Here is a 26,796-nt window from a genome sequence, read left to right as displayed (position 1 = left end):
GCGGCGTCAGCGGGCGGCGAGGCCGAGGGCGCGGAACGTGACGCGCTGGTCGAACCAGAGCAGCCCCACGGTCGCGGCGGCCATGCCCGCGGCGAACGCGAGGTGCGCGGCGGTGCCGGTCACGTCCGCGCCGGCCACGCCGAGGACGAGGTGCAGCCCGGCCCGCAGCGCGATCAGCCCGAACGCGATCAGACGGGTGCGGCCGTTCTTCAGCATCGCCTTGACCAGCTTGATCCGGCGGCGCAGCACCGTCAGGCCGACGACGGCGTTCACCGCCGCGATCGCGACGACGGCCATCCACGCCGAGTGCCATACGTGGCAGATGTCGTACGCCGCGCCCAGCACGCCCTCGAAGGCGAAGAACCAGACCGGCAGCGGCCTGACCGCGTCCAGCCCGTCCGGCCGGGCGGGCTGGACGGCCTGGACGGGCTCGGCGGCGGCCCGCCGGCGGGTGGAGATGGCTTGCATGTCCGCTCCTTCGGGTGCCCTGTCCTGCTGACGACCCGATCGTGCAGCGCGGGGCGGCACCGGCGGCAGAGCCGTTCCTCGCAGGTTCGACCGGGACAAATGTCCTGGTGCGCCGGTGCCGTAGGGCCGCGTGAGCATGGAGGAGCCGATGCGGCGCCCCTCCCGCACCACTACCTCAGCCGGCGGTCGGACCGACGATCAGGACCCGGCCGGTCGATCGATCTCTCCCCGCCGATCATCGCCACCGAGCAGCGCCATGGCCATCTGCTGGATCGAGCGGGTGAAACGGCGGGGGTCGTCGGGCGGTGTCACCAGTCGGATCAGGTCGCCGTCGAAGACGGCGAGCACCCCATGAGCCAGGAAGTCCGCGTCGAGGTCGGGGCGCGCTTCCGCGAACAGCGTGCTGAGATGGCGGTGCCAGAACCGGTAGCTGGGATCGTCGTACTTGTCCTCGGCGCAGGCTTGCTCGTGTGCGGTCAGCAGGACGGCGTTGCCTTCGGCGATCGCACCGAGTTCGTCGAGGAAGGCGAGCAGCCGTTTCCGGGCGGGTGCTCCGGGCCCCAGAGGCGGCGGTCCGTTCCTGATCGCGTCACGTAGCTCGCGGGACCGTTCCTCTAGCAGTGCCTGCAACAGCCCGGCGCGGTTGCCGAAGCGACGGAAAACGGTGCCCTTCCCAACCCCGGCAAGGGCGGCAACGCGATCGAGCGAAACATGCTCCCCGCCGCCTTCGGCCAGAAGCCGCTCGGTCGCCTGGAGCACAGCGCGGCGGTTGCGGGCCGCGTCGGCGCGTTCGGCGCGCTGTTGGGCCATCGGTGCTCCCACTGAGACGGACTGTCGGTCCGGATATGCTACCGTACGCTAACCGGACCATCAGTCCGGATGAAGCCGCCAACGGAGGAGACTCTGATGGACATGCCCGCGCTCGTCGTCGATCCCGACGCTCCCGGCTCCCTGCGTCTCGGGACGGCCGCCGAACCGCACCCCGCGCCCGACCAGTTGGTGCTCGATGTGCGGCACATTTCGCTCAACCGCGGCGAGGTGGCGTTCGCCGGACGGCTTCCAGCCGGAACGGTGCACGGTTACGACGCCGCCGGTGTCGTCGTCAGCGCCGCAGCGGACGGCACCGGACCGGCCGCAGGCGCCAGAGTGGCGGCGTTCGGCGCCGGAGCATGGGCCCAGCGGATGGTCGTGGAGACCAGCGCGGTGGCCGAAGTCCCCGCCGAGGTCGACCTGGCCGACGCCGCCGCACTGCCGATGGCCGGTCTCAGCGCGCTGCGCACGCTGCGCTCTCGCCCGATCCTGGGCCGGCGGGTGCTGATCACCGGTGCGGCCGGCGGCGTCGGTCGGTATGCCGTCCAACTGGCGGCCCTCGGCGGTGCGCACGTCATCGCCTCGGTAGGGTCGGTGGCCCGCGGCGAGGGCCTGCGCGAACTCGGGGCCGACGAGGTCGTGGTCGGGCTGGAGGGCATCGACCGGCCGGTCGATCTCATCCTGGACACCGTCGGCGGGCAACAACTGACCGCGGCCTGGCAACTCCTCGCCCCGGGCGGTGACGTGCAGAGCATCGGCTGGGCATCCGATGAACCGGCGGTGTTCGCGCCGCACTCGCTGTTCTCCCTCGGCCCGGCCAAGACGATCAGCACGTTCGGCGACGTTCACGAGGTCGGCCCCGACCTGGCCACACTGCTGGGATTCGTGGCGGCCGGGAGGCTCTCCCCGGAGGTCGACTGGCGTGGTGGTTGGGAACGCGTCACCGAGGCGGCCCGAGCACTGCTGGACCGGCGCATCGCCGGCAAGGCGGTGCTGGACGTAGCACCGGCGGCCGCCGACTGACCGATGGACGCAGCCGGGCGGTGCCCCCGCGAGGGAACCGGGCCGGTCAGCTCGCGCTGGCGAGCGCGGTGGCGTGCGCCGTGACGAGGCCGCGCAGCGCCCCCTCGCTTGCCTCGTCCGCCGGAGTGAGGACGAAGAGCCGCTGGTCGGAGCCGTCCAGCGCGGCGAGCATGTCGTAGTCGAGCGTCATCAGGCCCGCCGTCTCGTGCCGCAGGCGCTTCCTGCCCCGGGACCGCTCGTGGACGTGCTGGTCGTCCCACCAGGCCGCGAAGTCGCGGCTCGCCGCGCGCAGCTCCCCGACCACCTCGGCCAGCCGCGGGTCGTCGGGATACCGGGCCTGGTTGACGCGCAGGTTGCCGACCATCTCGCGGGCGAACGCCGCCCAGTCGACGTTGGTCTCGCGGACCTCCGGCACCAGGAACAGCATGCGGGCCGTGTTGTCCATCTCGTCCTGGCCGAACTTCCGGCCGAACAGCGCGGCCGCCGCCGCGTTGCGGGCCAGGATGTCGAACCGGAAGTCCATCACGTAGGCGGGCAGCAGCGGCATCCCGTCGAGGACGGCGCGCAGGCTCCCGCTGAGCGGCGCCGGGACGTGCGGAGGCGGCGGCGCCTCACCGCGCGCGATCAGATGCAGGTGGACGCGCTCGGCCGGGGACAGCTGCAGCGCGGCCGCGATGCCGTCCAGGACGGCGGAACCGGGCGTCCCGACCCGCCCCTGCTCCAGCCGGACGTACCAGTCGATGCTCACGGCCGCGAGCTCGGCGACCTCCTGGCGGCGCAGGCCGGGCGTGCGGCGCCGGCCCAGGTCGGGGAGCCCCACGTCCGCCGGGCGGACCCGTTCCCGCGCGGCCCGCAGGAAGGCCGCCAGTTCGCCGCGTCGTGCCGTCATCCCCCTAGCATCGCGCACGCCCGGCGCGGTGAGCGTGGCACTCCGCGTACCAGGATGCGGACGACCTGTACCGGCCTCCGGGACGCCGGGATCGTTGCGGCCATGAGGAAACGAACCTTCACCGCATTGACCGGCACCGCCCTGGCCGTCGCCGCCACCGCCGCCACCGTGACCGCGGCGTCCGCCCAGACCGCCCCCGCCTTCGGATACCACAAGGTGCGCGACGGGATCCCGAAGCAGGCCGGCCGCTTCCGCGTGACCAGCCCCGACCTGGCCCGCGGGACGTTCCCCGCCGCGTCGTACGCCGACTCGTTCGGCTGCACGGGCGGGAACGTCCCGCCCCGCCTGTCCTGGTCCGGCGCCCCCGCCGGGACGCGGAGCTTCGCCGTCACCATGTTCGACCGGGACGCCCCGACCGGCAGCGGCTTCTGGCACTGGTCGGTGCGCGGCCTGCCCGCCACGGCGACGTCCGTCCCGGCCGGTGCCGTCGCGGGCGTCAACGACGCCGGGACCGCCTCCTACCTGGGCCCCTGCCCGTCCGTCGGGGACCGGCCGCACCGCTACGAGATCACCGTGCTGGCCCTGGACGTCGCGGACGCCGGCGTCCCCGCCGCCGCGAGCCCGGCGCTGGCGTCCTTCACCATGGGCTCCCACGTGATCGCCACCGCCCGCGTCACCGCGACCGCCGCCCGGTGACCGGCGGACGTCCGCCCAGGTCCCGGCTACTTGACGCTCAACCGCAAGTAGCCGAGACTGGGCGGACCCCGCACGGAAGGGCCCCATGGACGCGACACGGACGCGCGGCGCGTCGACCGAGACCCACACCGCGCTCTACCGGCAGCTCGCCGGCGAGATCGAAGCGCGGTTCCTCGCCCCGCTCGACGCGCTGCTCGACGGCGCCGCGCTCCCGGACGGCACCGAGCCGCTCACGGCGCTGCGCCGCCGCCTCGACGCGGACGCGCAGATGTGGGCGGCGCAGATCCTCGGCCCCGACCCGGCCCTCGCCCGGTCCGCCGCGGCCCGCGTGCTGGCGGTCGTCCAGCCGTTCGACCCGGACCCGTCCTGGTGGCGGACGCCGTTCGGGCGGGCCGTCGTGCGGCTGATCGGGCACCCCGGCCGCGCCTCGGTCAGCCGCTCCGTCGCCGGCGCCATGCTCGGCATCACCCGCCAGGGCGTCCAGGACCTGGTCAACCGGGGCAAGCTCGCCCGCCACCCGGACGGCGGCGTCTCCGTCGCCTCCATCCGCGACCGCGCCGCCCGGTGAACCCGCTCGAGATCCTCGACGCGGAGGCGCGGCGTGCACCGTCCCCCCGCCTGCACGCGTTCCCGCTGCCCGCCGAGTGGGGCGTGACGCTGCACCTGCTGGACGAGTCCGTCCACCCGACCGGGAGCCTGAAGCATCGGACGGCGCGCGCGCTGTTCCGCCACGGCCTGCGCACCGGCTGGATCCGGAGCGGCACCACCGTCGTCGAGGCGACCGGCGGCAACGCGGCCGTCGCCGAGGCGTACTTCGCGCGCCTGCTCGGCCTCCCGTTCGTCGCCGTCATGCCTCGCCGGTCCGCCCCCGAGAAGATCGAGCGCGTCCGGAGCCACGGGGGCACCTGCCACCTCGTGCATCCCCCGCTCGCCATTTACGACGAGGCCCGCCAATACGCGGACGACCGCGGCGGCGTCTACCTCGACTACCTCGCCAACAGCGCCCGGGCCGTCTCCGCCGCCGAGGACGACGTCGGCCGCGCCCTCCTCGACCGCGTCACCCCGGAATGGGTGGTCGTCGGGGCGGGCAGCGGCGCGACCTCGACGGCCATCGGCCGCGAGATCCGCCGCCGCGGCCTTGCCACCCGGCTCGCCATAGCCGACCCCGAGAACTCCGCCTACTTCCCCGGATGGGCGTCGGGCGCCGACGACTACGCGACCGGAATGCCGTCCCGCATCGAAGGGATCGGCCGCCCCCGGATGGAGCCCGGTTTCACTCCGTCGCTGGTGGACCTGGTCATCCCGGTCCCCGACGCCGCGAGCGTCGCCGCGATGCGCGTCCTCCGCGAAGTGACGGGCCTCCGCGCGGGACCGTCCACCGGGACCGCCCTCTGGGGCGCTTTCCACCTGGCCGCGAAAATGCGCCGCGAAGGCCGGCGGGGCGCCATCGCCACCCTGATCTGTGACGACGGCGCCCTTTACGAGAACACCTACGACAACGACGCCTGGCTCGCCGCCAAAGCTCTGAACCCCGCGCCGCACCAAGCCGCCTACCCCCACTTCCTCAAGACCGCCGAACTCCCCCCACCCGAATGACCGAGACCGCCCGGAAACCGCCGTGCCCATGCGCCATGATCCGACCATGACTTGGGGCATCGGCGGAATCCCGCGCCCAGGCGTCCGGCCGTCGGCCAAACCCGTCCTGTACCTGGACATCGACGGCGTCCTGAACCCCGAGGCGCCCAGCCGTCCGGAGGAATTCACCGAGCACCGCATCGGCAGGATGACCGTTCGCCTTTCGAGCCGGCACGCCGAATGGCTGGCCGAGTTGCGGGAGCGCTACGAGCTGGTCTGGGCGAGCACCTGGGAGGAGCACGCCAACACCTACATCGGACCGCTCCTCGGGCTGCCCGAACTGCCGTACGTGGCGCTGTCGGCCTACAGGTACCGGCCCGACGACCCCAGGCTGCCGGTGACGCAGCTTCCGAGGATGCGGAAATGGGCGCCGATCCTCCGCCACGCCGACGGGCGGCGCTTCGCCTGGGTGGACGACGTCATCCCGTTCAGGGCGCGGCGCCAGGCGTGGCCGCATCGCGGCATCCGCCTGGTTCCCGTCGCGCCCGCTGACGGCCTCCGGCGACGGCATGTGGACGCCCTGCTCACCTGGGCGGGCAAGGGCGCTGAACGGCGCCAGGCGGGGCCGTGACGGTGCTCGGGGGCGCGGCGGGAATACTCACTCTTCCGGCATTGTGGACATAAGCCGCTGGTTGGCATGGAATGGAGGCCATCGCCGTCGAGGGTGAACGGAGACGTCCATGCCCGGGATCACGCAGCGTTCGACGAGGGAACCGGCCGTGAAGACGCGGTTCCTGTCCCATGGAACGCTCAAGATCACCGATGTCGCGGCCAGCCGCCGGTTCTACGAGGAGGTCCTCGGGCTGGAGGTCGTCCAGCCGATGAAGGCGGCGCTCTATATTCGCCTCGGTGGCGACCACACCTATGTGTGCGTGGAATCGAAACCGGACCGGCCGGATATGCCGCTGCTCTATCACAATGGACTGGACGTGGGCAGCGACGAGGAGGTCGACGAGGCGTACCGGGCCATCCGCGAGGTGGCGGACGAGTACGGCGTCAAGGAGCTGAATAAGCCGGTGCGGCAGCACGGCGTGTACTCGTTCTACCTCAAGGACCTCGACGGGAACTGGTGGGAGATCGGGCATCTGCCTCCCGGCGGGTACCGGTTCCGCTTCGCCGACCCGCGCAACGACCTCACCGGGCGCACGGACCTGACGGCCGCGGAGATCAAGGACGTGTTCGTCAACCCCCGCATGGAGGAGTGACCGCTCAGCGGGTGCGGGCGACCTCGGCGGCGACGGCGCGGAAGGCGGGCAGGGTCTCGCTCTCGTCCGGGTTGAGGAACGTGCTCTTGACGATCACGACGCGGTACTTCGTCGAGACGTAGATGAGCTGGCCGCCGAGGCCGCTGGCGTAATAGCCGTCCTGGCCGTCGATCCACCAGCCGAGGCCGTAGGACGGGTTGACGCCGGACGGCGTGCCCACCTGGGACACCCAGGACGCCGGGACGACGCCGCGCCCGCCGTCCAGCATGAGCTTGCCCATGCGGGCGAAGTCGCGGTCGGTGGCGTAGATGCAGCAGTAGCCGAGGGCGTCGCCGTGCGAGTCGTTGCCGACGTACGCGGTGCCGGCCATGCCGCCCGGGCCCCAGATCTTCTCCTGGAGGTACCGGTAGTACGGCTCCCCGGTGGCCCGCTGGAGGACGAGGGCGAGCACGGCGGTGTTGAGGCTCGTGTAGTTGAACTGGGTGCCCTGGTCGACGGCCTTGGTGCGGGTCGCGGCGAACTGGAGGGTGCTGTAGAGGCCGAGGCTGACGCCGACGTGCAGCGGGACGTCGTCGACGGTCTCGTTCCACCCGATCCCGGACGCCATGCGGAGCAGGTTGCGGATCGTCACGGACCCGTAGGCGGTGTTCGCGAGTTCGGGGACGTAGGCGCCGGCGGTGTCGTCGATGGAGCGGATCCTGCCTTCGCCGAGGGCGACGCCGATGGCGTCGGCGGTGTAGGACTTGGCCATCGACCAGGACTGGAACAGCGAGTCCTTGGAGTAGCCGGGCGCGTACCACTCGTCGAGGATCCGGGTGCCGTCGAGGACGAGGAAGCCCTGCGCGGCGCGGTTCAGGTAGTCCCGCACGGTGTGCGTCTGGCCGTTGTAGGTGTAGGTGACCTTGCCGAGGTCGCGGGGGTCGCTGGTCAGCTCGACCGGGTGGGTGGACGGGGTGAGCCGGTCGAAGTTCGGCAGGTCCGCGGCTTCGAGGGCGGCCGCGGTGGTCGGAGAGACCGGCGGTCCGGGCGGTCCGGGCGCGGCGAGGGCGGGCGCGGCGGTGAGGCCGAGGGCGAGGGCGGCGGCGAGCGCGAGGGCGGCGGGCCTGCGGCGCATGGGGGCTCCCGGGGGTGGGACGGTCGGGCATGCGACGTCGAATCGAATAGCGATCGTTTCGGATTCGGTCTACCGCGACGGTAATCCGGCCCGCCGGTCCCGGCTATGGCCAACGGTGACAAACCGTGACGTGGAATGCGCAGGACGGGTAAGGGGAGCGGATGCCCGAGCTTCCTGACGTCGAGGGGTTCCGCCGGGTGCTGGCCGAGCACGCCGGCGCCCGGATCCGGTCCGTGGAGGTACGCGACGCCGGGGTGCTGCGCGGGGTGAGCGAGGGGCGGCTGGAGCGCGAGCTGCGCGGACACCGGTTCGACCGACCGCGCAGGCAGGGCAAATGGCTCATCGCGCCCGCCGAGGGTCCAGTACTCATCCTGCATTTCGGCATGACCGGATCGCTGTCGTGGCATTCGGCGGGGGAGCCCGAGCACCGGCACGACCGGGTCCTATGGCGGTTGGACGGCGGCGAGCTGCGCTTCCGCGACATGCGCAAGCTGCAGGGCGTCCGCCTCGCCCGGGACGAGCGGGACGCCGAGCGCCTGCTCGCCGACCTCGGACCGGACGCGCTGGACCTGTCCCGGAGCGACCTCGCCGGGCGCCTCGGAGGGCGGCGCGGGCGGCTCAAGTCCGCGCTGACCGACCAGTCGCTGATCGCCGGGCTCGGGAACCTGCTGGCCGACGAGATCTGCTGGCTCGCCCGGATCAACCCGCTGCGGCAGGTCCGCGACCTCGACGAGGACGACATCGGGACCCTGCACAGGGCCATGCGGCGCGTCCTGCGCGAGTCGATCAAGGCGGAGCGGGTGCCGCCCCGCCGGACGTGGCTGACCGGGGCCCGCGACGATCCCGCGGGCAGGTGCCCGCGCTGCGGGACCCCGCTGTCGCGGCGGCGCGTGTCCGGCCGGACGACCGTGTGGTGCGGGCACTGCCAGCCTTCATGACCGGCGCGGCTGACCGGCGCGGCTGACCGGCCTGGCTGACCGGCCTGGCGACCGGCCCCGGCTGACCTGCGCGGATGAGCGGGCGGATGGGTGGCCGGAGGGTCCCAGTGGCCTTACCTGCCGGGGCGGCTGTGGTCGGGTGTGCCGAGTTCGACTAACTTATTGCGAGTAGGTCGCAACTGCGGCTTCTGTGCGTCGTTGAGCGTGAGTGGGTGGGCATGCACATTCCGGACGGATACCTCAGTCCGCAGACCTGCGCGGTGGGCTACGTCATCGCCGTGCCGGCCTGGGCGGTCGCGGTCCGCCGCGTGCAGCGCGTGGTCCGCAACCGGCACGTGCCGACGCTGGCCGTGCTGGCCGCCGTCAGCTTCCTGGTGATGATGTTCAACATCCCGATCCCGGACGGCACCACGGCGCACGCGATCGGCGCGACGATCATCGCGATCCTGCTGGGGCCGTGGGCGGCGGTGCTCGCGGTCAGCGTGGCGCTGGGCTTCCAGGCCCTGCTGTTCGGCGACGGCGGCGTCCTCGCGTTCGGCTTCAACTGCGCGAACATGGCCGTCCTCGCGCCGTTCGTCGGGTACGGGGTGTACAAGCTGATCGCCGGACGGTCCGAGCTGACCGCGCCGCGCCGGGCCCTCGCCGCGGCCGCCGGCGGGTACGCGGGGATCAACGCGGCGGCGTTCGCGGCGGCGATCGAGTTCGGCGTCCAGCCCGACCTGTTCCACAACTCGGCGGGCGCGCCGCTGTACGCGCCGTACCACCTGGACCAGACGATCCCCGCGATGATGCTGGCTCACCTGACCATCGCGGGCATCGCCGAGGGCATCCTGACCGGCGGCGTCGTGGCGTACCTCCAGCGCGCCAACGTCCCGCTGCTGCGCGTCAACCACGCGGGCGTCGCCGTGCCCGGCGAGAAGGACACCACCGGGTCCGGCGGAAGGAACACCGGGCGGCGCCGCGTCCGGCCGATGCACGTCGCGCTCGGCGCGGTCGCGGTCATGGCGGTCCTCACCCCGCTCGGCCTCCTCGCGCCCGGCGGCGCGTTCGGCGAGGACGCCCCCGAGGACCTCGACCTGCACAAATACGGGCTGTCCGCGGTGCCGAGCGGGCTGAACAAGTACAACGGCTTCTGGCACCACGCGCTGTTCAACGGCTACGACTTCACCTCGGACGCGCATCCGACGCTCGGCTACATCGTCTCCGCCGTCGTCGGCATCGCGATCGTCGGCGCCGCGATCTTCCTGATCACGATGGCGGTCCGGTGGGCCGCCGGGCGGCGCGGCGCGTCCCAGGAGGCCGCGACGGGCGAGGCGCGGTCATGAGCGAGCAGGCCGTCTCCGAGCGGGTGCAGGTCCCGCAGTGGCTGCTGCAGGGCGAGCTGGCGATGTGCCCGTGCGGGTGCGTCGGCAAGCGCAAGAAGGGCAGCTACCTGCGCAAGACGCTGAACGGCGGCGCGGGACTGCTGCGCCAGGTGATGTTCAGCGACGACACCGCCCGACAGGACGGGCTGCTCCAGCGGATCGACCCGCGGGTGAAGTTCGTCTCGGTCATCGTGCTGCTGGTCGCGGCCGGGCTGGCCCGCAACATCCCGACGCTCCTCGCCGTGTACGCGGTGACGCTGGCGCTCGCCGCCGCGTCGAGGCTGCCGGTCGGGTTCTTCATCAAGCGGGTCTGGCTGTTCGTGCCGATCTTCACGGGGATCGTGGTGCTGCCCGCGACCCTGTCCGTCGTGACGCACGGGGACGTGGTGCTGACGCTGTGGCACTGGCACGGCCGCGCCGAGGGGTTCACCAGCCAGGGCCTGACGTCCGCGGGGCTGGTCGTCAGCCGGGTCGCGGTGTCGATCTCGCTGGTGGTGCTGCTGACCCTCACCACGCCGTGGGTGCGGCTGCTGGCGGCACTGCGCTCGGTCGGCGTCCCGCGGATCTTCATCCTGATCATCGGGATGGCGTACCGGTACATCTTCCTGCTGCTCAACACCGTCACGGACATGTACCAGGCCCGGACGTCCCGTACCATCGGGGCGGCCAAGCACGACGGCGGCGCCCGCGCCTTCCTCGGCGCCAGCGGCGGCGCGCTGTTCGGCAAGGCGAACCAACTGTCGGAAGAGGTGCACCAGGCGATGACGGCGCGCGGCTACCGCGGCGACGCCAAGACCCTCCAGTCGTTCCGGCTGGCCGGCCTCGACATCGCCGCCGCCCTCTGCTGTGCCGCGCTCGCCGCGGCGATTCTCATCGGGGACCGTCTCCTTGGAAGCTGAACCGCACGCCGCACCGCAGGCCACGAGCGCCACAGGCACCACAGGCACCACAGGCACCACAGGCACCACAGGCACCACAGGCACCACAGGCACCACGGACGTCACGTTCGAGTGCCGTGACGTCAGTTACTCCTATCTCGACCGCTACCCGGCGCTGGACAAGGTGTCGCTGACGGTCCGGCCCGGCGAGCGCGTCGCGCTGCTCGGCGCCAACGGCTGCGGCAAGTCGACGCTGCTCAAGCTGCTGGACGGGCTGGTCTTCCCGAGTTCCGGCGAGTTCACCGCGTTCGGCCACCCGGTCACCGAGGACACCCTGGAGGACGAGCAGTTCTCGCAGGCGTTCCGGTCCCGCGTCGGGTTCGTGTTCCAGAACTCCGACGCGCAGGTGTTCTCCCCGAACGTCCGCGAGGAGATCGCGTTCGGCCCGCTCCAGCTCGGGCTCGCCCCGGACGAGGCGTCCGCGCGCGTCGACGAGGTGCTCGCGATGCTGGACATCGCGGCGCTGGCCGACCGGGCGCCGTTCCAGCTGTCCGGCGGGCAGAAGAAGCGCGTCGCGATCGCGTCCGTGCTGGCCACGAACCCCGAGGTGCTGCTGTTCGACGAGCCGACCGCGGCCCTCGACCCCCGCTCCCAGTACTGGCTCACCGACCTGATCGAGCAGCTCGGCGCCGCCGGCAAGACGATCGTGCACGCCACCCACGACCTGGACGTGCTGCCCCGCATCGCCGACCGGTGCGTGGTCTTCTCCGAGGAGCACCGGATCGTCGCCGAGGGCGCCCCGGAGGAGGTCCTCGCCGATCGCGACCTGCTGCTGTCGGTCAACCTCGTCCACCCCGGCTCCCGCCTCCCCTAGCCCGCCACCCGCTCCCACCTGGGGTTTCCGGCGGATGCGCGCGGGCACGGTCCACTCGTTGCCATCGTGGGACCAAGCACGGGGACGGGAGGCTCGCAATGACGGCGTGGTACGGATCCGGCGGGATGGACCCGTTCGAGGAGATGCTCGCCCGGTTCTTCGGGACCCGGGCGCATCGGCGGCCGACCGAGCGGATCAACCTCGCCCGGCTGATGAGCGAGCCTGCGCGCGAGCTCGTCCGGGACGCGGCGACGCAGGCGGCGCGGTGGGGCAGCCGCGACCTCGACGCCGACCACCTGCTGTGGGCGGCGACGCGGCAGCAGGGCACCCGGCACTGGCTGGAACGCGCGGGCGCCGACCCGGACGCGATCCAGCACGAGATCGAGAACCACGCGTACCGGGGGGAGCCGCGCGACGTCCAGCCCGAGCTGACACCGGCCGCCAAGCGGGCGCTGCTGGACTCCCACCAGGTGTCGCGCGCGCTCGGGTCGTCCTACATCGGCCCCGAGCACCTGCTGTTCGCGCTGGCGCTCGACCGCGGGTCCAGCGCGGGACGCATCCTGGACGCGGCGCACGTCACGCCGGACTCGCTGAAGTCCGCGGCCGGGGGCGGCGGGCAGCCGCCCGCGAACGGGGGCGGCGAGGGCCGGACCGACACCCCGACGCTGGACGAGTTCGGCCGCGACCTGACCGCGCTGGCCCGGGAGGGCCGGATCGACCCGGTGATCGGCCGGGACGAGGAGATCGAGGAGACGGTCGAGGTCCTGTCGCGGCGCACCAAGAACAACCCGGTGCTGATCGGCGACCCGGGCGTCGGCAAGACCGCGATCGCGGAGGGCCTCGCGCAGCGGATCGTGGACGACGACATCCCGGAGACGCTGCGGAACAAGCGGATCGTCCAGCTCGACCTGTCCGGCGTCGTCGCGGGCACCCGGTACCGGGGCGACTTCGAGGAGCGGCTGAAGAAGGTCGTCGACGAAATCCGGGAGCACGCCGACGAGCTGGTGGTGTTCATCGACGAGATCCACACGCTCGTCGGGGCGGGCGGCGCCGAGGGCGCGATGACCGCCGGGAACATGCTGAAGCCGGCGCTGGCGCGCGGCGAGCTGCACGTGGTCGGCGCGACGACGGTGGACGAGTACCGCCGCAACATCGAGAAGGACGCGGCGCTGGAGCGCCGGTTCCAGCCGATCATGGTGCCGGAGCCGTCCGTCGACGACAGCATCGAGATCCTGCGCGGGCTGCGGGACCGGTACGAGGCGCACCACCAGGTCCGCTACACCGACGAGTCGCTGGTCGCGGCCGTCGACCTGTCCAGCCGGTACCTGACGGACCGGTTCCTGCCGGACAAGGCGATCGACCTGATCGACCAGGCGGGCGCGCGGGTGCGGCTGCGGTCCGGGACCCGCGACGGCGGCCGCCGCGAGCTGGAGGACCGGCTCGACCGGCGGCGCCGCGAGAAGGACCAGGCCGTCGCCGACGAGGACTACGAGAAGGCGAAGGAGCTCCGCGACGAGATCGGCCGGCTGCAGAGCGACCTCGCCGGGATGCGCGACGACCACGAGCCGGTCGGCGTCCCCGAGGTGACGACCGAGGACATCGCGGAGGTCGTGTCGCGGATCTCCGGCGTCCCGGTGACGCAGCTGACGGAGGCGGAGCGGGAGCGGCTGTCGCGCCTCGAGGAGCACCTGCACGAGCGCGTCATCGGCCAGGAGGACGCGGTCGCGGCGGTCGCGCGGGCCGTCCGGCGGTCCCGCGCCGGGATGGGCGACCCGGACCGCCCGATCGGCGGGTTCCTGTTCCTCGGCCCGACCGGCGTCGGCAAGACGGAGCTGGCGAAGGCCCTCGCCGAGGCGCTGTTCGGCAGCCAGGACCGGATGATCCGGTTCGACATGAGCGAGTTCCAGGAGCGGCACACCGTCAGCCGGCTGATGGGCGCGCCGCCCGGATACGTCGGCTACGAGGAGGCGGGGCAGCTCACCGACGCGGTGCGGCGGCAGCCGTACTCGGTGATCCTGCTGGACGAGATCGAGAAGGCGCACCAGGACGTGTTCAACGTGCTGCTGCAGCTGCTCGACGACGGCCGGCTCACCGACGCGCAGGGCCGCACCGTCGACTTCCGCAACACCGTGGTGATCATGACGAGCAACCTCGGCTCCGACCTGATCACCGGGCGGACCGAGATCGGGTTCGGCGGCCGGGAGGGCGAGGACACCGTGCTGCGCGACCGGATCATGCGGCGGCTGCGCGAGTCGTTCCGGCCGGAGTTCCTCAACCGGATCGACGAGATCATCGTGTTCCAGCGGCTGGAGGCGGGCCAGCTGCGGCAGATCACCGACCTGCTGCTGGACGAGACGCGCCGCCGGCTGCGCGCGCAGGGCGTGACCGTGTCGTTCACGCCGGAGGCGGTCGACTGGATCGCCGAGCGCGGCCACCAGCCGGAGTTCGGCGCGCGCCCGCTGCGCCGCACCATCCAGCGGGAGGTGGACGACCAGCTCTCCGACCTGCTGCTGTCCGGGGACCTCGCGCACGGCCGGCACGTGGAGGTGTCCGCGGCGCCCGGCGGGCTCCAGTTCGACGTGTCCACGTCGGCGACGCCGTCGGACCGGGCCGTCACGTCCCGCTGACGCGCGGCCGCCCGCCGGCCGGTGCCTCCGCCCCGGCGGCGCCCGCGCTTCCCTGACGGCGGCGGCCGGTGCCTCCGTGACGGCGGGCGTCGGGGCGGTCTTCCTTCCGGGCGACGGTTCCCTTGCGGCGCGGGCCTGAAGCGGTCGGTGCCGGGCCATCATGACGGGGCCCGGCACCGGGCATATAGGGCACATGCCGACGCGAGGAGGGCGTGTGCGAGCGCGAAGGAGCCTCAGGCCGGCGTACGCGCTGACCCTCGCCGCCGCAGCGGGCGGTGTCCTGTGCGCCTGCGGAGGCGGAGGCGGAGGCTCGGGCGCCTCACCGACCCCGACCAGGACGACCGCGCCCCTGCCCCCGGCGACATCGCCGCCGACGTCGTCGCAGCCCTCGTCTGCGCCCACGGCGTCCACGCCGCCGGGGACCCCAGGGGCGGCCGGGGGCGGCTCGGGCCGCTGCCGCACGGACGGGCTGAAGGTCCGCATCAGCACGGCGGGCCCGGCGGCCGGGCAGCGCTTCGCGTTCCTCACCCTGACGAACACGTCCGGTTCGGCCTGCCGCGTCCGCGGCTACGTCGGGATGCTGCTGCTCACGGCGTCCGACCACCCGATCCCGACGAACCTGGAGCGGCTCTCCCCGCCCGGCCCGCAGACCATCGTCCTCCGGCCGAGGGGTAGTGCCTACGCGCGCCTGCAATGGACTATCGTCCCGGGGGCGCGCGAGCCCGCGCACGGCGCCTGCGCCCCCACGCCAGGGCTGGCCTGGATCACCCCGCCGGACGAGCGCGCGCATCTCGTCGTCGCCTGGAACCAGGGGGTGGTCTGCGGCGGTGGCCACGTCTCGACGACCCCGCTGCGCCCCGGCCCGGCGCCTCGCTGACGGCGAACTATTGCATAATGCAATGGATCCGGCTGGGGGAGGAGACCGGGAGTGCCGCGACGCAACGCCGTCCCGTACGGGTACCGCCGCATCGACGACGCGCAGGGGAACTACGTGACCCAGCTCCCCGTCGAGCCGCAGGCGAGCGTCGTCCGCGAGATCATCAGCCGCGCGGCCCAGGGCCAGGCGATCGCCGGGATCCTGCGCGAGCTGGAGGCGCGGGGCGTGCCGGCGCCGCGCGGCGGCCCCCGCTGGTCCTGGACGGTCGTGCACGACATCGCCCGCAACCCCGCCTACATCGGACGGCCCGCCGGCGGCGCCGACCCGGACGACCTCGACCGCGTGCACTGGACGCCGCTGGTCCCCGACCAGCTGTTCTTCACCGCGCAGCGCGCCCTCGCGCCGCCGCCGGGCGGTTCGCCGGACCGGTACCAGCTGATCGGCCTCCTGCTCTTCGCCCTCGCGCCCTGCCGCGAACTCCTCGCCGGCTACCTGCCGCCCGTCGGCTGACGGAATACGCCCAGGGTGTATTCGAAATTCGGACGCGCGCCGGCGGGCGTCCGGCCGATGCGCATGGGCAGCGGATTTACCGGGCGCTAACCGATAACAGGCCGCGGCGTGCGGTCGCCTCTTTCCGAGAAAGCGAGTCCGAGTGCCGCCGCGTGACCAGACGACACCCCGCCGGGCCGGCGCGGCCCGTCCGAAGGGCGCGATGGCGGCCACGCTCGCCGCCGTGGGGTTCCTCGAACAGCTGCCGGACGGCGCGTACCGGCTTGCGCCGAAGGTGTTCACGCTTGGCTTCTCCGCGTTGCGCAGCCTCACCTCGTGCAGCTCGCCGAGGGGCCGCCGCGCCGGCTCGTCGAGGCGACCGGGCAGACGGCGAACCTGAGGACCCGATGACCCGCAAGCACCCGTTCCGGCCCGCCGACCTCGACGGCGACCGGCTCGCCCTCTACCGCTCCATCATCGAGGGCCGCCGCGCGCAGGGCCCCCGCCTGTTCGACCTGGTCTCGGACAACGGCGTGCTGCTCGGGCCGTTCAACGAGTTCCTGCTGCGCCCGGCGCTCGGCGACGCCCTCCAGCGGGTCGGCGCGGCCGTCCGCTACGCGGGCTCGCTCGGCGGCCGGGCCCGCGAGATGGCCGTCCTCGTCGTCGCCGCCCACTGGGACAGCGCCTTCGAGCGGACCGCCCACGAGGCCGTCGGACGGGCCGCCGGGCTCACCGCGCGGAGCTCGCCGCGATCGCCGCCGGCGCGCCGCTGGACCTCGACGACCCGGCCGAGGCCGCCGTGCTCCGCCTCACCGGGACCCTCGTCACCGGCGACGTGGACGACGCGACCTGGGCGGCCTGCGTGCCGCCGCTGGACCGCGAGACCGTCTTCGAGCTGACCACCCTCGTCGGGTACTACGCCGCCCTCGCCCTCCAGATGCGCGTCTTCCGCGTCTGACGCCCGCCGCGTCGCGCACACTGGTCCTCCACGCGGGCGCGACGGAAGGCGGGACGGCATGGGAGCAGCGGGCGGCCGCCGATGAGCGCGCGGCCCCGGACCGCGGCCCTGTCGCCGTGGCGGTTCATCGTCGTTTTCGGTGTCGTCTCCCTGCTCATGGACGTCGTGTACGAGGGCGCCCGGTCGATCACCGGGCCGCTGCTGGCCTCGCTCGGCGCGTCCGCCGCGGTCGTCGGCGCCGTCACCGGTGCGGGCGAGGCCGCGGCGCTCGGCCTGCGGCTGGTGTCGGGCCCGCTCGCCGACCGCACCCGCCGGTTCTGGGCGCTCACCATCGCCGGATACGCGCTGACGGCGGTGTCCGTGCCGCTGCTCGGCCTGGCCGGCGTCCTGTGGGCCGCGTGCGTCCTCGTCGTCGCGGAACGCGTCGGCAAGGCCGTCCGGTCCCCGGCCAAGGACACGCTGCTGTCGCACGCCACCGCCACCACCGGCCGGGGCCGCGGGTTCGCCGTGCACGAGGCCCTCGACCAGATCGGCGCGTTCGTCGGCCCGCTCACCGTGGCGGGCGTCCTCGCGGCCACAGCCGGGGACTACACGCCCGCGCTGGGCGTGCTGGCCGTCCCGGGCGTCGCCGCGATGGCGATACTGCTCTGGCTCCGCGCCCGCGTCCCCGCCCCCGCCGACTACGAGCCTGCCGCCCGCGAGGACGCGGCTCCGCAGGGGCGGGACGCCGCCGTCCCGGCACTGCCGCGCACCTTCTTCGTCTACGCGGCGTTCACGGCCGTCACGATGACGGGGTTCGCGACCTTCGGGGTGCTGTCGTTCCACCTCGTCCAGCGGCACCTGCTGCCCGCCGACCTCGTACCGGTCGTGTACGCCGGGGCCATGGCCGCCGACGCCGTGTCCGCGCTGGCCAACGGCTGGCTCTACGACCGCGTCGGCCCGCGCGCGCTCGCCGTCCTGCCCGTCCTGTCGGCCGCCGTGCCCGTCCTGGCGTTCACCCGGTCGCTGACCCTGGCCGTCGTGGGCTCGCTGGTGTGGGGCGCCGCCGTCGGGATCCAGGAGTCCACGCTGCGGGCGGTCGTCGCCGACCTCGTCCCGTCGCGGCGGCGGGCCACCGCCTACGGGATCTTCGCCGGCGTCCTCGGCGTGGCCGCCCTGGCGGGCGGCGCGCTCACCGGCGCCCTCTATGACCAATCGGTCACCCTGCTGGTCGCGGTGGTCGTCGCGATCCAGGCCGCCGCCCTCGTCCTCCTCGCCGTCCTGCGCGGGCGGACCGTTCCGCGATGAGTACCCGCCCCACCTGCGGGAAGGACCTGCGCGAGCGAGCCCCGGCCAGGGGCCGCCGCTGACGGTCGCGCGCCGAGCGGAAAGGACCTGCCATGCCGTCAGATCCCGAACCCGCGCCCCGCGAGGCCCCCGGGACGGACGAGCACGCGGCCCCGCCCGTCCCCCCGGACGCCGATCCCATGGTCGTCGTCGACCAGCTGCACGTCACCTACCGGGTGCTCGGCGCCGAGGCCGACACCGGCACCTCGCGCGTCCGCCGCCTGCTGCACCGCAGCCGGCCCCGCCCCCGCGAGGTCCACGCCCTCCGCGGTGTCTCGTTCGTGCTGCGCCGCGGCGAGGCGGTCGGCATCGTCGGCACCAACGGCTCCGGCAAGACCACCCTGCTGCGCAGCATCGCCGGCCTCCTGCCCGGCGACCGCGGGCAGGTGTTCACCTGCGGCCAGCCCGTCCTCCTCGGCGTGAACGCCGCGCTCATGAACGACCTCACCGGCGAGCGCAACATCGTCCTCGGCTGCCTCGCCATGGGCATGCCGCTGAGCGAGGTGCGGGAGAAGTACGACGACGTCGTGGAGTTCTCCGGGCTCGGCAAGTTCGTCGACATGCCGATGAGGACCTACTCGACCGGCATGGCGCAGCGCCTCCGGTTCGCCATCGCCACCGCGCAGACCAGTGAGATCCTCATGATCGACGAGGCCCTCGCCACCGGCGACGCCCGCTTCCGCCGGCGCAGCGAGGACCGGCTGAAGGAGATGCGCGAGCAGGCCGCCACCGTCGTCCTCGTCAGCCACAGCCTCGGCACCATCGAGGAGACCTGCGACCGCACGATCTGGCTCGACCACGGCCGGATCCGCATGGACGGCCCGTCCGCCGAGGTAGTGGCCGCCTACCGAGACGAACACGAGTGAGACGGCCGTACCGCCCGCACTGTTGGAGCCCCTTCATCGCAGGTCGGAGTGGCGTTCCTGGCCGCCGCCATTGCGGCGGGCGGGCGAGCGGGCGGGCGTTGTGCGAGCGGACAGGCGTTGTGCGAGCGGACGGGCGTTGTGCGAGCGGACAGGCGGGCGTTGGGCGATCGGGGCGCGGGGGGTTGGGCGATGGGCGGGCGGGCGTTGGGGCGCTGGGCGTTGGGGCGAGAAGGGTTCCGAGTGGCGAGGAGATGGGAGACGGGAGATGGGGAGATCGGCAAGAGGGGTGTTCGGGTGGTGGGGTGGCGCTTGCGTACGGGGCCGCCCCTCCAAAGTCAAGGGCGCCTTCGGCGTCGCTTCGCGATGGACTTCGTCCACCCTTGACTTTGGAGCCTCTGCGGCCCCTGAGGCAGCGTTAGGGGCAGGCTCCGCCTGCCCCGCCCCGGGTCGCGCCACCCCACCACCCCCTTCCGTACCGTCACGCCGGACCAAGCCGTAGTGACGTGGGGCGGCTGGCTTCATCGGGCAAGAGATCGCGACGGGATGTCGAGGCGGCCATGACGGCTCCGACTACGTAGGAAAGCGTCCCCGACAGCCTTCGAAGGAGCTCCGATGTCCCGTGACAGCAGCAAGTCGGCCCGTGTCGTCACCGTCGCCGCAGGTGTCGAGACCACCGACCAGGCCACGCCCGTCCGCGACGACCGCCACGAAGCGCTCGAGGTTCTCATCGGCAAGTGGATCAACGAAGGCCGCACGGTCGCCACTGCGGACGCCCCGTCGGTTCCGATCCTCACCAGCGATGTGTACGAGTGGGCTCCCGGCGGGTTCTTCATCGTGCACTCGGCCTACGGAAAGATCGGCGACACGTCCGTGGGAGGCGTCGAGATCATCGGCGTTGACGGCGAGGCCTACAGCTCCACGTTCTATGACAGCTTCGGCAACGTCCACGTCTCCCGGCTCGAGATCGAGGGGGACGTCCTCAGGTGGACCGGTGACCGAACGCGATGCACCGCAACGATGACCGACGGCGGACTCACCCAAGTCGCCCGTCACGAGTCCAGCGCCGACGGCGTGACCTGGACGGCATCGATGAACGTGACCCTGCGCAAGGTCGCCTGACCGATCCCGCACCAGCGGCACCGGGGGAGGGGAGCGGCCATGGCCAGGCCATGGCGGCGACAGCCGCGACGGCTCGCCAGCCGCCGTCGTGGCTGTTATGCCGCCCAGTCGAGGGCGGGGTTATCGAGTGGTGGGCGGCCGATGCTGCCCGGCGGCCCGGCCCCGGTCGCTGATCCTCTGGCGTCGGGTGGCGGGAGCAGCCGGTAGACGTACCGCCCGTCCCGATCCTTGGTGATCTGGATCTGATCGGGGCGACTGTGCTTGAAGCGGTTGTGCCACCCGCAGGTGAGTGCGAGTTGATCGATGTCGGTGGGCGATCGCCCAAGGGCCCAGCCATGCACGTGGTCCACTTCGCACAGTGTCCCGGGCACTTCGCAGCCTTGCACCGCACAGGAGGAGTAGAGCGTCTCCAGTACTTGGCGTTGTGCTGGGGAGGCGAACCGTTCCCGGTATCCCAGGTACAGCGGAGTGTTCCCGCGTCCAAGGAGGAGGGGTGAGACTCCGGCCGAGAGGGCGATGCGGCGGGCCTGGGCGGCGGGGATCGGGGTGCCGTCGGTGAGGCGGGCCGGGGCGTTGCCTCCGGTGAGCGTCTCCAGGTCGCAGATGACGGTGACCTTGGACGCCTTGTGCCCGCCCGACAGCACGCTCGACAGCGCCGCCGCCGTCCGCTCGGGGAGGTCACGACGGTCGTCCGGCCCGGCCGGCTTGGCCAGCGGAGCGAGCGTGCCGTCCCAGATCGCGGCATCCTCGGGGTTCAGCCACCCTTTGACGTACCGGCCGCCGTCCAGGGATCGGGTGGTGGTGAGCCAGGACTTGTCGTAACCGCGCCGCGAATCCTCGTCGGGCGCGTCTTCGGTGTCGTCGCGTTCGGCGATGAGGTCGCGGATGCGGCGGCCGAACGCGGCTACCTTCCCGGCCGAGAAGCCCTGCTCGACGAAGCCGAGGAGGATTGTCTCGGCCTCGGCGCAGTCGGTGTCGTCGAGGCGCGCGACCGAGTCGGCGACGGTGACGGCGTATCCGTAGGACAGTTCCCCGGCCGCCAACTGTGCGCAGACCTCCGGCAGGCGGTGGCTCTGCCGGGCGAGAGTTAGGCGCTCCTTGGCGCGGCTGTCGCGCATGCCCAGCCGCGATCGCAGCCATGCTTGGGTGGAGGGATATCCCCACCGGGCCTGCTCCCCGCAGGCGTCGACTCGGCCGATGAATCCGGCGAGGACGCTTTCCTGCATATCGCACGCAGCCACAAGAGTTTCGGTGAGTTCCAGGCAGGCCGCAGAAGATTCCGGGGCTTCTCGCGATGCGAGTTCAGTGGCGATGGTTGAGAGCGCGTTCACCAGTTCCATGGTGGACGCGGCCCCAAGCTCGACCGTCACTGATTGCATACGTAAATAGTACCCTGCGTGACCGACATTCGAGGCCGTTCAAGCCCGTTCGGGCCACATTCTTCTCGGTATTTTTTTGGGCGGGAAAGGCTGCCGGGTCGCATGGCCTATTGTCGATCTTCGTACCTCGCGGAAGGGGGAGTTCGTCTCTTGGTTCCTGGCGGAGGGGGTGGTGGGGTGGCGCGACCCGGGGGCGGGGCAGGCGGAGCCTGCCCCCAACACCTGCCCAGGGGCCGCAGAGGCTCCAAAGTCAAGGGTGGACGAAGTCCATCGCGAAGCGACGCCGAAGGCGCCCTTGACTTTGGAGGGGCGGCCCCGTACGCAAGCGCCACCCCACCACCCGAACACCCCTCTTGCCCTACTGCGCTGCTGCCATAACTTGCTGCCGTGACTCGCCGCTGTGACTTGCTGCCGGTGACTTGCTGCCGGTGACTTGCTGCCGGTGACTTGCTGCCGGTGACTTGCTGCCGGTGACTTGCTGCCGGTGACTTGCTGCTATGACTGGCGCCATGACTTGCTGCGACGTGACCTGCCGCCTGGTCTTGTTGCCACCGTGAGCTGCCGCCTGATTTGGCTGCCTGGTCTTGCGGCCGGAAAAGCCGCCGCGACTTGCTGCCTATTTGATGCTCATCGAGAGATGGGATGGCTCTCGGTGTTGATTCAAATAAGAGCGCCCAAGCATCCGAGAGGAACCGTTAGAAGGCGGGCTACTCGTCGTCGCGGTCGGCGCCTGTGGTGACGGCGACGACGTCGGGGAGCTCGCTCAGGACGGCGGTCAGGTCGGGTATCGAGCCGGGCCCTTCGAGGACGACGGTGACGACGGCGTTCCAGCGGCCTCGGCGGTGCGCGGGCTCCTCCCGGTCGCGGCGCTCGTCGCGACCGCGCTCGGAGTCGGAGTCGTCCGGCAGGTGCTCGCGTTCCACGTCGGCCTCGATGACGGCGAACCCGCGCTGGGTGCATTCGACGAGGACGCGGCGGAGGGCGCCGCGTCCGTCGCGGTAGACCAGCCGCATGCGGGTCTGGTCGGCGGGCCGGAACCGGTCCAGCGGCAGCCGACGGGTGAGCGCGCTCAGCCCGTAGACGACGAGGAAGTGCCCGGCGGTCCCCGCGATCGCGAGCAGCCAGAGCCCGCCGCCCGCGGCCATGCCTACGGCGGCGGTCACCCAGACGACGGCGGCGGTGGTGAGGCCGCGGACGGCGTCGCGGCGGACGAAGATGAGTCCGCCGCCGATGAAGCCGATGCCGGAGACGATCTGGGCGGCGACGCGGGACGGGTCGAATGCGACGGGTCCGGGGGCGTGCTGGAAACCGTACTTGCTGACCAGCATGAACAGGGCGGCGCCGACGCCGACGAGGGTGTGCGTGCGAAGGCCGGCGCTCTTGTTGCGCACGCCCCTTTCAAGGCCGATGCATGCGGAGAGCACGAGGGCCAGTAAGAGTTCGCCGATCTGGACGAGTCCTTGACCTGTCACTACCTGGTCCTCCGATCCGGTCGACGATCCGCGGCCCGTGGCCTGCGACGATCCGCGACGGCTCGCGGTGGCGCGCGGCGTGCCGCGGCGGTCCGCGACGATCCGCAGTGGTCCGCGACGTCCCGCAGTGGTCCGCGATGTCCCGCGGCGGTCCGCGATGTCCCGCGGCGGTCCGCGACGTCCCGCGGTGGCGCGCAGCGTGCCGCGGCGGCATGCGGCGGTGATCCGCGGCGGCGCGCCGATCCGCGGCGGCCCGCGGTGGTCCGCGGCGGCCCGCGGTGGTCCGCGGCGGCCCGCTGTGGTCCGCGGCGGTCCGCGAGGATCCGCGGTGGCCGCCCCGGTGGGGCCGGGGCGGCTCGGCGGGTCAGGTCGCGGTCGGGAAGGACAGCTCGCCGGCGGTGGACGCGGCCTGCGGCTCGGGCCACCGGGACGTGATGGCCTTGGCGCGCGTGTAGAAGCGGACGCCTTCGGGCCCGTGGATGTGGGTGTCGCCGAACAGGGACGCCTTCCAGCCGCCGAAGGAGTAGAACGCCATCGGCACCGGGATCGGCACGTTGATCCCGACCATGCCGACGTGGACGGCGCGCTGGTAGCGGCGGGCCGCTTCGCCGGACGAGGTGAAGATCGCGGTGCCGTTGCCGTGCGGGTTGGCGTTGACGAGGGCGATGGCCTCGTCGAGGCTCCCGGCGCGCAGCACGATCAGGACGGGCCCGAAGATCTCCTCGGTGTAGGCGGGCAGGTCGGTGCCGACGCCGTCGAGCAGGCAGGGCCCGAGGAAGTAGCCGGGGCCGGGGCGTCCGCGGCCGTCGACGACGACGGTGGCGCCGGCGGCCTGCGCGGCGTCGACGTGGCCGGTGACGCGGCGCAGGGCGTCCTCGCTGATCAGGGGGCCCATGTCGGAGCCGGGGTCGCTGCCGGGCCCGACCTTGACGGCGCGGGCGCGGTCGGCGAGCCGCGCGACGAGGGGGTCGGCGGCCTCGCCGACGGCGACGACGACGGAGATCGCCATGCAGCGCTGCCCGGCGGAGCCGTAGGCGGCGGAGGTGATCTGGTCGGCGGCGTGGTCGAGGTCGGCGTCGGGGAGGACGACGGCGTGGTTCTTGGCGCCGCCGAGGGCCTGGACGCGCTTGCCGGCGGCGGTGGCGGTCTCGTGGACGTGCCGCGCGACGGGCGTGGACCCGACGAACGACACGGCGGCGACGTCGGGGTGCCGGATGAGGGCGTCGGCGGTCTCGCGGTCGCCGTTCAGCACGTTGAAGACGCCGTCGGGGAGCCCGGCCTCGGCGTACAGGTCGGCGATGAACGCGGACGCGGACGGGACGCGCTCGCTCGGCTTGAGCACGAACGTGTTCCCGGTGGCGATCGCGATGGGGTGCATCCACAGCGGCACCATCACCGGGAAGTTGAACGGGACGATCCCCGCGCACACACCGAGCGGCTGCCGGAAGGAGTAGGCGTCGATGCCGGAGGACACCTGGTCGGAGTACTCGCCCTTGAGGGCCTGCGGGATGCCGCAGGCGAACTCGACGACCTCGCGGCCGCGGACGATCTCGCCGCGGGCGTCGTCGAGGACCTTGCCGTGCTCGGCGGTGACGAGCCGGGCGAGCTCGTCCTCGTGCCGTTCGAGGAGGTCGCGGAAGGCGAACATGATGCGGGCGCGGCGGGCCTGCGAGACGTCCTGCCAGGTCTCGAAGGCGCGGGCGGCGGCGCCGACGGCGGCGTTCACCTCGGCGGCGCGGCCGAGGACGACCTCACCGGACTGCTCGCCGGTCGCGGGATCGTGCAGGGGGGCGGTGCTGCCTCCGCCGACCTCGACACCGCCGATCCGGTGCTGAATCAGGCTCATGATTTCCTTTCAGAGGTAGCGGCGCTGGGCCTTCTTGGCGTCGTCGTAGCGGGCGCGGGCGTCCCGCGTCGCGCCGCGCTCGGAGGTCTCGGCGACGGGGACGTCCCACCAGGCGTCGCTGCCGGGGGCGGGGGCGAGCGGGTCGGTCTCGACGTGGACGACGGTGGTGCGGGGCGAGGCGGCGGCCTTGCGGAGGGCGGTGCGGAACTCGTCGGCGCCGGTCGCGCGGAGGACGTCGGCGCCGAGGCTGGCGGCGTTGGCGGCGAGGTCGACGGGGATGGGCGCGCCGTCGAGCCCGGTGCCGGTGCGGACGCGGTGCCGGGTGCCGAACCGGTCGGCGCCGACGGTCTCGGAGAGGTTGCCGATGGAGGCGTAGCCGTGGTTCTGGACGAGGACGACGACGAGCTTGATCCCCTCGGCGACGGCGGTGGTGAGCTCCTGCGCCATCATCAGGTAGGAGCCGTCGCCGACCATGACGTACACCTCGCGGGAGGGGTCGGCCATCTTGACGCCGAGGCCGCCGGCGATCTCGTAGCCCATGCAGGAGTAGCCGTACTCGACGTGGTAGCCCTTGGGGTCGCGGGTGCGCCAGAGCCGGTGGAGGTCGCCGGGCATGGAGCCGGCCGCGCAGACGACCACGTCCCGGGGGCCGGACTCCTCGTTGACGATGCCGATGATCCGCGACTGGGCGGGCGGGTCGCCGTGGTCGAGGGCGTAGGCGCCGTCGACCACGGTGTTCCACCGGGCCGTCAGGTCCCGCGCGTTCTCGCGGTGGGCGTCCGGTGCCGTCCATCCGGCGAGGGCGGCGTCCAGCGCGGTGAGGGCCTCGCGCGCGTCGGCGACGACGGTGGTACCGCCGAGCTTGAACGCGTCGGCGCGGGCGACGTTGATGTTGACGAACCGGACGCCGGGGTTCTGGAAGAGGCTGTGCGACGCGGTGGTGAAGTCGCTGTAGCGGGTGCCGATGCCGACGACCACGTCCGCGTCGCGGGCGAGCGCGTTGGCCGCGGTGGAGCCGGTGGCTCCGATCGCGCCGACGGCGGACGGGTGGTCCCAGGCCAGCGAGCCCTTGCCCGCCTGCGTCTCCGCGACGGGGATGCCGGTGCGTTCGGCGAACGCGTGCAGCGCGTCGGTGGCGCCGGAGTAGATGACGCCGCCGCCCGCGACGATGAGCGGACGTTCCGCCGACCGCAGCGCCTCGCACGCGTCGTCGAGGTCGCGGGCCTCCGGCAGCGGGCGCGGGATCCGCCACACACGCCGGGCGAACAGTTCCTCGGGCCAGTCGTACGCCTCGGCCTGGACGTCCTGCGGCAGCGAGAGCGTGACCGCGCCGGTCTCTACCGGATCGGTGAGGACGCGCATGGCCGCCATCAGTGCGCTGGGGAGCTGCTCGGGGCGGTTGATGCGGTCCCAGTACTTCGACACCGGCTTGAAGCAGTCGTTGACCGACACGTCATGGGACCGCCCGTCCTCCAACTCCTGCAAGACGGGGTTGGCCGGACGGGTCGCGAAGATGTCCCCCGGCAGCAGCAGCACCGGCAGCCGGTTGATCGTCGCCAGCGCCGCGCCCGTGACCATGTTCGTCGCGCCCGGCCCGATCGAGGTCGTGCACGCCAGCGTCGACAAGCGGTCGTTCATCCGCGCGAAGCCCGACGCGGTGTGCACCATCGCCTGCTCGTTGCGGGCCATGTAGTACGGCATCTCCTCGCCGTACTCCAGCAGCGCCTGCCCGATCCCCGCCACGTTCCCGTGCCCGAAGATCCCGAAGCACCCCGGGAAGAACCGCTGCTCGCGCCCGTCGCGCTCCGACCACTGCGCCGCCAGGAAGCGCACCAGCGCCTGCCCGACCGTCAACCTCATCGTCTTCTTCTCCTTCACAGCGCCCCCCTCACCGTTCACTCCACTGCTCACAGGCACTCCACTGCTCACAGGTCACTCCGCCG

General features: G+C 72.7%; 25 protein-coding genes. 17 read left to right on the top strand and 8 right to left on the bottom strand.

Annotated elements, in window-relative coordinates:
* Window positions 1-6 precede the first annotated feature (6 nt).
* Together amrb99_RS11530 and amrb99_RS11525 are read right to left on the bottom strand one after the other, a co-directional pair.
* Complete coding sequence (locus tag amrb99_RS11530; protein ID WP_206699913.1) at window positions 7-468, bottom strand: hypothetical protein; 462 nt, start codon at window positions 466-468, stop codon at window positions 7-9.
* 198 nt (window positions 469-666) lie between these two features.
* Window positions 667-1,278: a TetR/AcrR family transcriptional regulator gene (locus amrb99_RS11525; protein WP_190855758.1), complete on the bottom strand. Its 612-nt coding sequence runs from the start codon at window positions 1,276-1,278 to the stop codon at window positions 667-669.
* Window positions 1,279-1,374: 96 nt separating this feature from the next.
* On the opposite strand from amrb99_RS11525, the gene amrb99_RS11520 reads away from it, so the two are divergent.
* Window positions 1,375-2,301 (top strand): zinc-binding dehydrogenase, encoded by a 927-nt coding sequence (locus amrb99_RS11520; RefSeq protein ID WP_241755462.1) that lies wholly within the window; start codon window positions 1,375-1,377, stop codon window positions 2,299-2,301.
* A gap of 46 nt (window positions 2,302-2,347) precedes the next feature.
* Here amrb99_RS11520 and amrb99_RS11515 read toward each other — a convergent pair whose 3' ends face one another.
* Window positions 2,348-3,190 carry a helix-turn-helix transcriptional regulator gene (locus amrb99_RS11515; RefSeq protein WP_190855755.1) on the bottom strand — a complete coding sequence of 281 codons (843 nt, stop codon included), beginning with the start codon at window positions 3,188-3,190 and terminating at the stop codon, window positions 2,348-2,350.
* Window positions 3,191-3,292: 102 nt separating this feature from the next.
* Between amrb99_RS11515 and amrb99_RS11510 the strand changes: the two genes are divergently transcribed.
* The 5 genes from amrb99_RS11510 to amrb99_RS11490 all read left to right on the top strand — a co-directional run bounded on the left by amrb99_RS11510 (window position 3,293) and on the right by amrb99_RS11490 (window position 6,726).
* Window positions 3,293-3,886 (top strand): YbhB/YbcL family Raf kinase inhibitor-like protein, encoded by a 594-nt coding sequence (locus amrb99_RS11510; protein WP_190855753.1) that lies wholly within the window; start codon window positions 3,293-3,295, stop codon window positions 3,884-3,886.
* An 85-nt stretch (window positions 3,887-3,971) separates the two neighbouring features.
* Window positions 3,972-4,454, top strand: a complete 483-nt coding sequence (locus amrb99_RS11505) for a hypothetical protein (protein ID WP_190855751.1) — start codon at window positions 3,972-3,974, stop codon at window positions 4,452-4,454.
* Entirely contained in the window at window positions 4,451-5,482 is a 1,032-nt protein-coding gene (locus amrb99_RS11500) for a pyridoxal-phosphate dependent enzyme (protein ID WP_190855749.1), read from the top strand. The genes amrb99_RS11505 and amrb99_RS11500 overlap by 4 nt, the downstream gene beginning before the upstream one ends.
* A 46-nt stretch (window positions 5,483-5,528) precedes the next feature.
* Window positions 5,529-6,092, top strand: coding sequence for an HAD domain-containing protein (locus amrb99_RS11495; RefSeq protein WP_190855746.1), 564 nt, complete (start codon window positions 5,529-5,531; stop codon window positions 6,090-6,092).
* A 109-nt stretch (window positions 6,093-6,201) separates the two neighbouring features.
* Window positions 6,202-6,726: a VOC family protein gene (locus amrb99_RS11490; RefSeq protein WP_190855745.1), complete on the top strand. Its 525-nt coding sequence runs from the start codon at window positions 6,202-6,204 to the stop codon at window positions 6,724-6,726.
* A gap of 4 nt (window positions 6,727-6,730) precedes the next feature.
* Here amrb99_RS11490 and amrb99_RS11485 read toward each other — a convergent pair whose 3' ends face one another.
* Window positions 6,731-7,840 carry a serine hydrolase gene (locus amrb99_RS11485; RefSeq protein WP_190855742.1) on the bottom strand — a complete coding sequence of 370 codons (1,110 nt, stop codon included), beginning with the start codon at window positions 7,838-7,840 and terminating at the stop codon, window positions 6,731-6,733.
* A gap of 161 nt (window positions 7,841-8,001) precedes the next feature.
* On the opposite strand from amrb99_RS11485, the gene amrb99_RS11480 reads away from it, so the two are divergent.
* From amrb99_RS11480 to amrb99_RS11430, 11 genes are all read left to right on the top strand, one after another.
* Window positions 8,002-8,778 (top strand): Fpg/Nei family DNA glycosylase, encoded by a 777-nt coding sequence (locus amrb99_RS11480; RefSeq protein WP_190855740.1) that lies wholly within the window; start codon window positions 8,002-8,004, stop codon window positions 8,776-8,778.
* 218 nt (window positions 8,779-8,996) lie between these two features.
* Window positions 8,997-10,103, top strand: coding sequence for a cobalt transporter CbiM (gene cbiM, locus amrb99_RS11475; protein ID WP_190855954.1), 1,107 nt, complete (start codon window positions 8,997-8,999; stop codon window positions 10,101-10,103).
* Window positions 10,100-11,041 (top strand): cobalt ECF transporter T component CbiQ, encoded by a 942-nt coding sequence (gene cbiQ / locus amrb99_RS11470; RefSeq protein ID WP_190855738.1) that lies wholly within the window; start codon window positions 10,100-10,102, stop codon window positions 11,039-11,041. Before cbiM ends, cbiQ begins: the two co-directional genes overlap by 4 nt.
* Window positions 11,031-11,894, top strand: coding sequence for an ABC transporter ATP-binding protein (locus amrb99_RS11465; RefSeq protein WP_190855736.1), 864 nt, complete (start codon window positions 11,031-11,033; stop codon window positions 11,892-11,894). Before cbiQ ends, amrb99_RS11465 begins: the two co-directional genes overlap by 11 nt.
* Before the next feature lie 98 nt (window positions 11,895-11,992).
* Window positions 11,993-14,521, top strand: coding sequence for an ATP-dependent Clp protease ATP-binding subunit (locus amrb99_RS11460; RefSeq protein WP_190855733.1), 2,529 nt, complete (start codon window positions 11,993-11,995; stop codon window positions 14,519-14,521).
* A 214-nt stretch (window positions 14,522-14,735) separates the two neighbouring features.
* Window positions 14,736-15,398, top strand: a complete 663-nt coding sequence (locus amrb99_RS11455) for a DUF4232 domain-containing protein (RefSeq protein WP_190855730.1) — start codon at window positions 14,736-14,738, stop codon at window positions 15,396-15,398.
* 51 nt (window positions 15,399-15,449) lie between these two features.
* Window positions 15,450-15,908 (top strand): recombinase family protein, encoded by a 459-nt coding sequence (locus amrb99_RS11450; protein WP_190855728.1) that lies wholly within the window; start codon window positions 15,450-15,452, stop codon window positions 15,906-15,908.
* Window positions 15,909-16,294: 386 nt separating this feature from the next.
* Window positions 16,295-16,786, top strand: coding sequence for a hypothetical protein (locus tag amrb99_RS11445; RefSeq protein WP_206699911.1), 492 nt, complete (start codon window positions 16,295-16,297; stop codon window positions 16,784-16,786).
* Window positions 16,787-16,926: 140 nt separating this feature from the next.
* Window positions 16,927-18,132, top strand: a complete 1,206-nt coding sequence (locus tag amrb99_RS11440) for an MFS transporter (RefSeq protein ID WP_190855725.1) — start codon at window positions 16,927-16,929, stop codon at window positions 18,130-18,132.
* A gap of 179 nt (window positions 18,133-18,311) precedes the next feature.
* On the top strand, window positions 18,312-19,037 hold the full coding sequence (locus amrb99_RS11435; RefSeq protein ID WP_241755481.1) for an ABC transporter ATP-binding protein: 726 nt from the start codon (window positions 18,312-18,314) through the stop codon (window positions 19,035-19,037).
* A 612-nt stretch (window positions 19,038-19,649) separates the two neighbouring features.
* Window positions 19,650-20,156: a DUF1579 family protein gene (locus amrb99_RS11430; protein WP_190855720.1), complete on the top strand. Its 507-nt coding sequence runs from the start codon at window positions 19,650-19,652 to the stop codon at window positions 20,154-20,156.
* Between the two features lie 95 nt (window positions 20,157-20,251).
* Here the strand turns inward: amrb99_RS11430 and amrb99_RS11425 are convergent, their stop codons facing one another.
* The 4 genes from amrb99_RS11425 to iolD all read right to left on the bottom strand — a co-directional run bounded on the left by amrb99_RS11425 (window position 20,252) and on the right by iolD (window position 26,713).
* Window positions 20,252-21,535 carry an HNH endonuclease signature motif containing protein gene (locus tag amrb99_RS11425; RefSeq protein ID WP_190855718.1) on the bottom strand — a complete coding sequence of 428 codons (1,284 nt, stop codon included), beginning with the start codon at window positions 21,533-21,535 and terminating at the stop codon, window positions 20,252-20,254.
* A gap of 707 nt (window positions 21,536-22,242) precedes the next feature.
* On the bottom strand, window positions 22,243-23,007 hold the full coding sequence (locus amrb99_RS11420) for an MgtC/SapB family protein (RefSeq protein WP_190855716.1): 765 nt from the start codon (window positions 23,005-23,007) through the stop codon (window positions 22,243-22,245).
* A 364-nt stretch (window positions 23,008-23,371) separates the two neighbouring features.
* Window positions 23,372-24,853, bottom strand: coding sequence for a CoA-acylating methylmalonate-semialdehyde dehydrogenase (locus amrb99_RS11415; protein WP_190855713.1), 1,482 nt, complete (start codon window positions 24,851-24,853; stop codon window positions 23,372-23,374).
* A 9-nt stretch (window positions 24,854-24,862) separates the two neighbouring features.
* Window positions 24,863-26,713 (bottom strand): 3D-(3,5/4)-trihydroxycyclohexane-1,2-dione acylhydrolase (decyclizing), encoded by a 1,851-nt coding sequence (gene iolD / locus amrb99_RS11410; protein ID WP_190855711.1) that lies wholly within the window; start codon window positions 26,711-26,713, stop codon window positions 24,863-24,865.
* Window positions 26,714-26,796: the final 83 nt, after the last annotated feature.

This window comes from Actinomadura sp. RB99 (assembly GCF_014706005.1).
GTDB lineage: Bacteria > Actinomycetota > Actinomycetes > Streptosporangiales > Streptosporangiaceae > Spirillospora.
This window is presented reverse-complemented; position numbering and strand designations above follow the sequence as displayed.

Excerpts from the sequence above, each read along its gene's own strand:
- amrb99_RS11495 (WP_190855746.1), top strand. The coding sequence starts at position 5,529 with ATGACTTGGGGCATCGGCGGAATCCCGCGCCCAGGCGTCCGGCCGTCG.
- iolD (WP_190855711.1), bottom strand. The coding sequence starts at position 26,713 with ATGAGGTTGACGGTCGGGCAGGCGCTGGTGCGCTTCCTGGCGGCGCAG.
- amrb99_RS11490 (WP_190855745.1), top strand. The coding sequence starts at position 6,202 with ATGCCCGGGATCACGCAGCGTTCGACGAGGGAACCGGCCGTGAAGACG.
- amrb99_RS11435 (WP_241755481.1), top strand. The coding sequence starts at position 18,312 with ATGGTCGTCGTCGACCAGCTGCACGTCACCTACCGGGTGCTCGGCGCC.
- amrb99_RS11515 (WP_190855755.1), bottom strand. The coding sequence starts at position 3,190 with ATGACGGCACGACGCGGCGAACTGGCGGCCTTCCTGCGGGCCGCGCGG.
- amrb99_RS11415 (WP_190855713.1), bottom strand. The coding sequence starts at position 24,853 with ATGAGCCTGATTCAGCACCGGATCGGCGGTGTCGAGGTCGGCGGAGGC.
- amrb99_RS11525 (WP_190855758.1), bottom strand. The coding sequence starts at position 1,278 with ATGGCCCAACAGCGCGCCGAACGCGCCGACGCGGCCCGCAACCGCCGC.
- amrb99_RS11460 (WP_190855733.1), top strand. The coding sequence starts at position 11,993 with ATGACGGCGTGGTACGGATCCGGCGGGATGGACCCGTTCGAGGAGATG.
- amrb99_RS11530 (WP_206699913.1), bottom strand. The coding sequence starts at position 468 with ATGCAAGCCATCTCCACCCGCCGGCGGGCCGCCGCCGAGCCCGTCCAG.
- amrb99_RS11445 (WP_206699911.1), top strand. The coding sequence starts at position 16,295 with ATGACCCGCAAGCACCCGTTCCGGCCCGCCGACCTCGACGGCGACCGG.
- cbiM (WP_190855954.1), top strand. The coding sequence starts at position 8,997 with ATGCACATTCCGGACGGATACCTCAGTCCGCAGACCTGCGCGGTGGGC.
- amrb99_RS11510 (WP_190855753.1), top strand. The coding sequence starts at position 3,293 with ATGAGGAAACGAACCTTCACCGCATTGACCGGCACCGCCCTGGCCGTC.
- amrb99_RS11425 (WP_190855718.1), bottom strand. The coding sequence starts at position 21,535 with ATGCAATCAGTGACGGTCGAGCTTGGGGCCGCGTCCACCATGGAACTG.
- amrb99_RS11480 (WP_190855740.1), top strand. The coding sequence starts at position 8,002 with ATGCCCGAGCTTCCTGACGTCGAGGGGTTCCGCCGGGTGCTGGCCGAG.
- amrb99_RS11505 (WP_190855751.1), top strand. The coding sequence starts at position 3,972 with ATGGACGCGACACGGACGCGCGGCGCGTCGACCGAGACCCACACCGCG.
- amrb99_RS11485 (WP_190855742.1), bottom strand. The coding sequence starts at position 7,840 with ATGCGCCGCAGGCCCGCCGCCCTCGCGCTCGCCGCCGCCCTCGCCCTC.
- cbiQ (WP_190855738.1), top strand. The coding sequence starts at position 10,100 with ATGAGCGAGCAGGCCGTCTCCGAGCGGGTGCAGGTCCCGCAGTGGCTG.
- amrb99_RS11430 (WP_190855720.1), top strand. The coding sequence starts at position 19,650 with ATGTCCCGTGACAGCAGCAAGTCGGCCCGTGTCGTCACCGTCGCCGCA.
- amrb99_RS11440 (WP_190855725.1), top strand. The coding sequence starts at position 16,927 with ATGAGCGCGCGGCCCCGGACCGCGGCCCTGTCGCCGTGGCGGTTCATC.
- amrb99_RS11520 (WP_241755462.1), top strand. The coding sequence starts at position 1,375 with ATGGACATGCCCGCGCTCGTCGTCGATCCCGACGCTCCCGGCTCCCTG.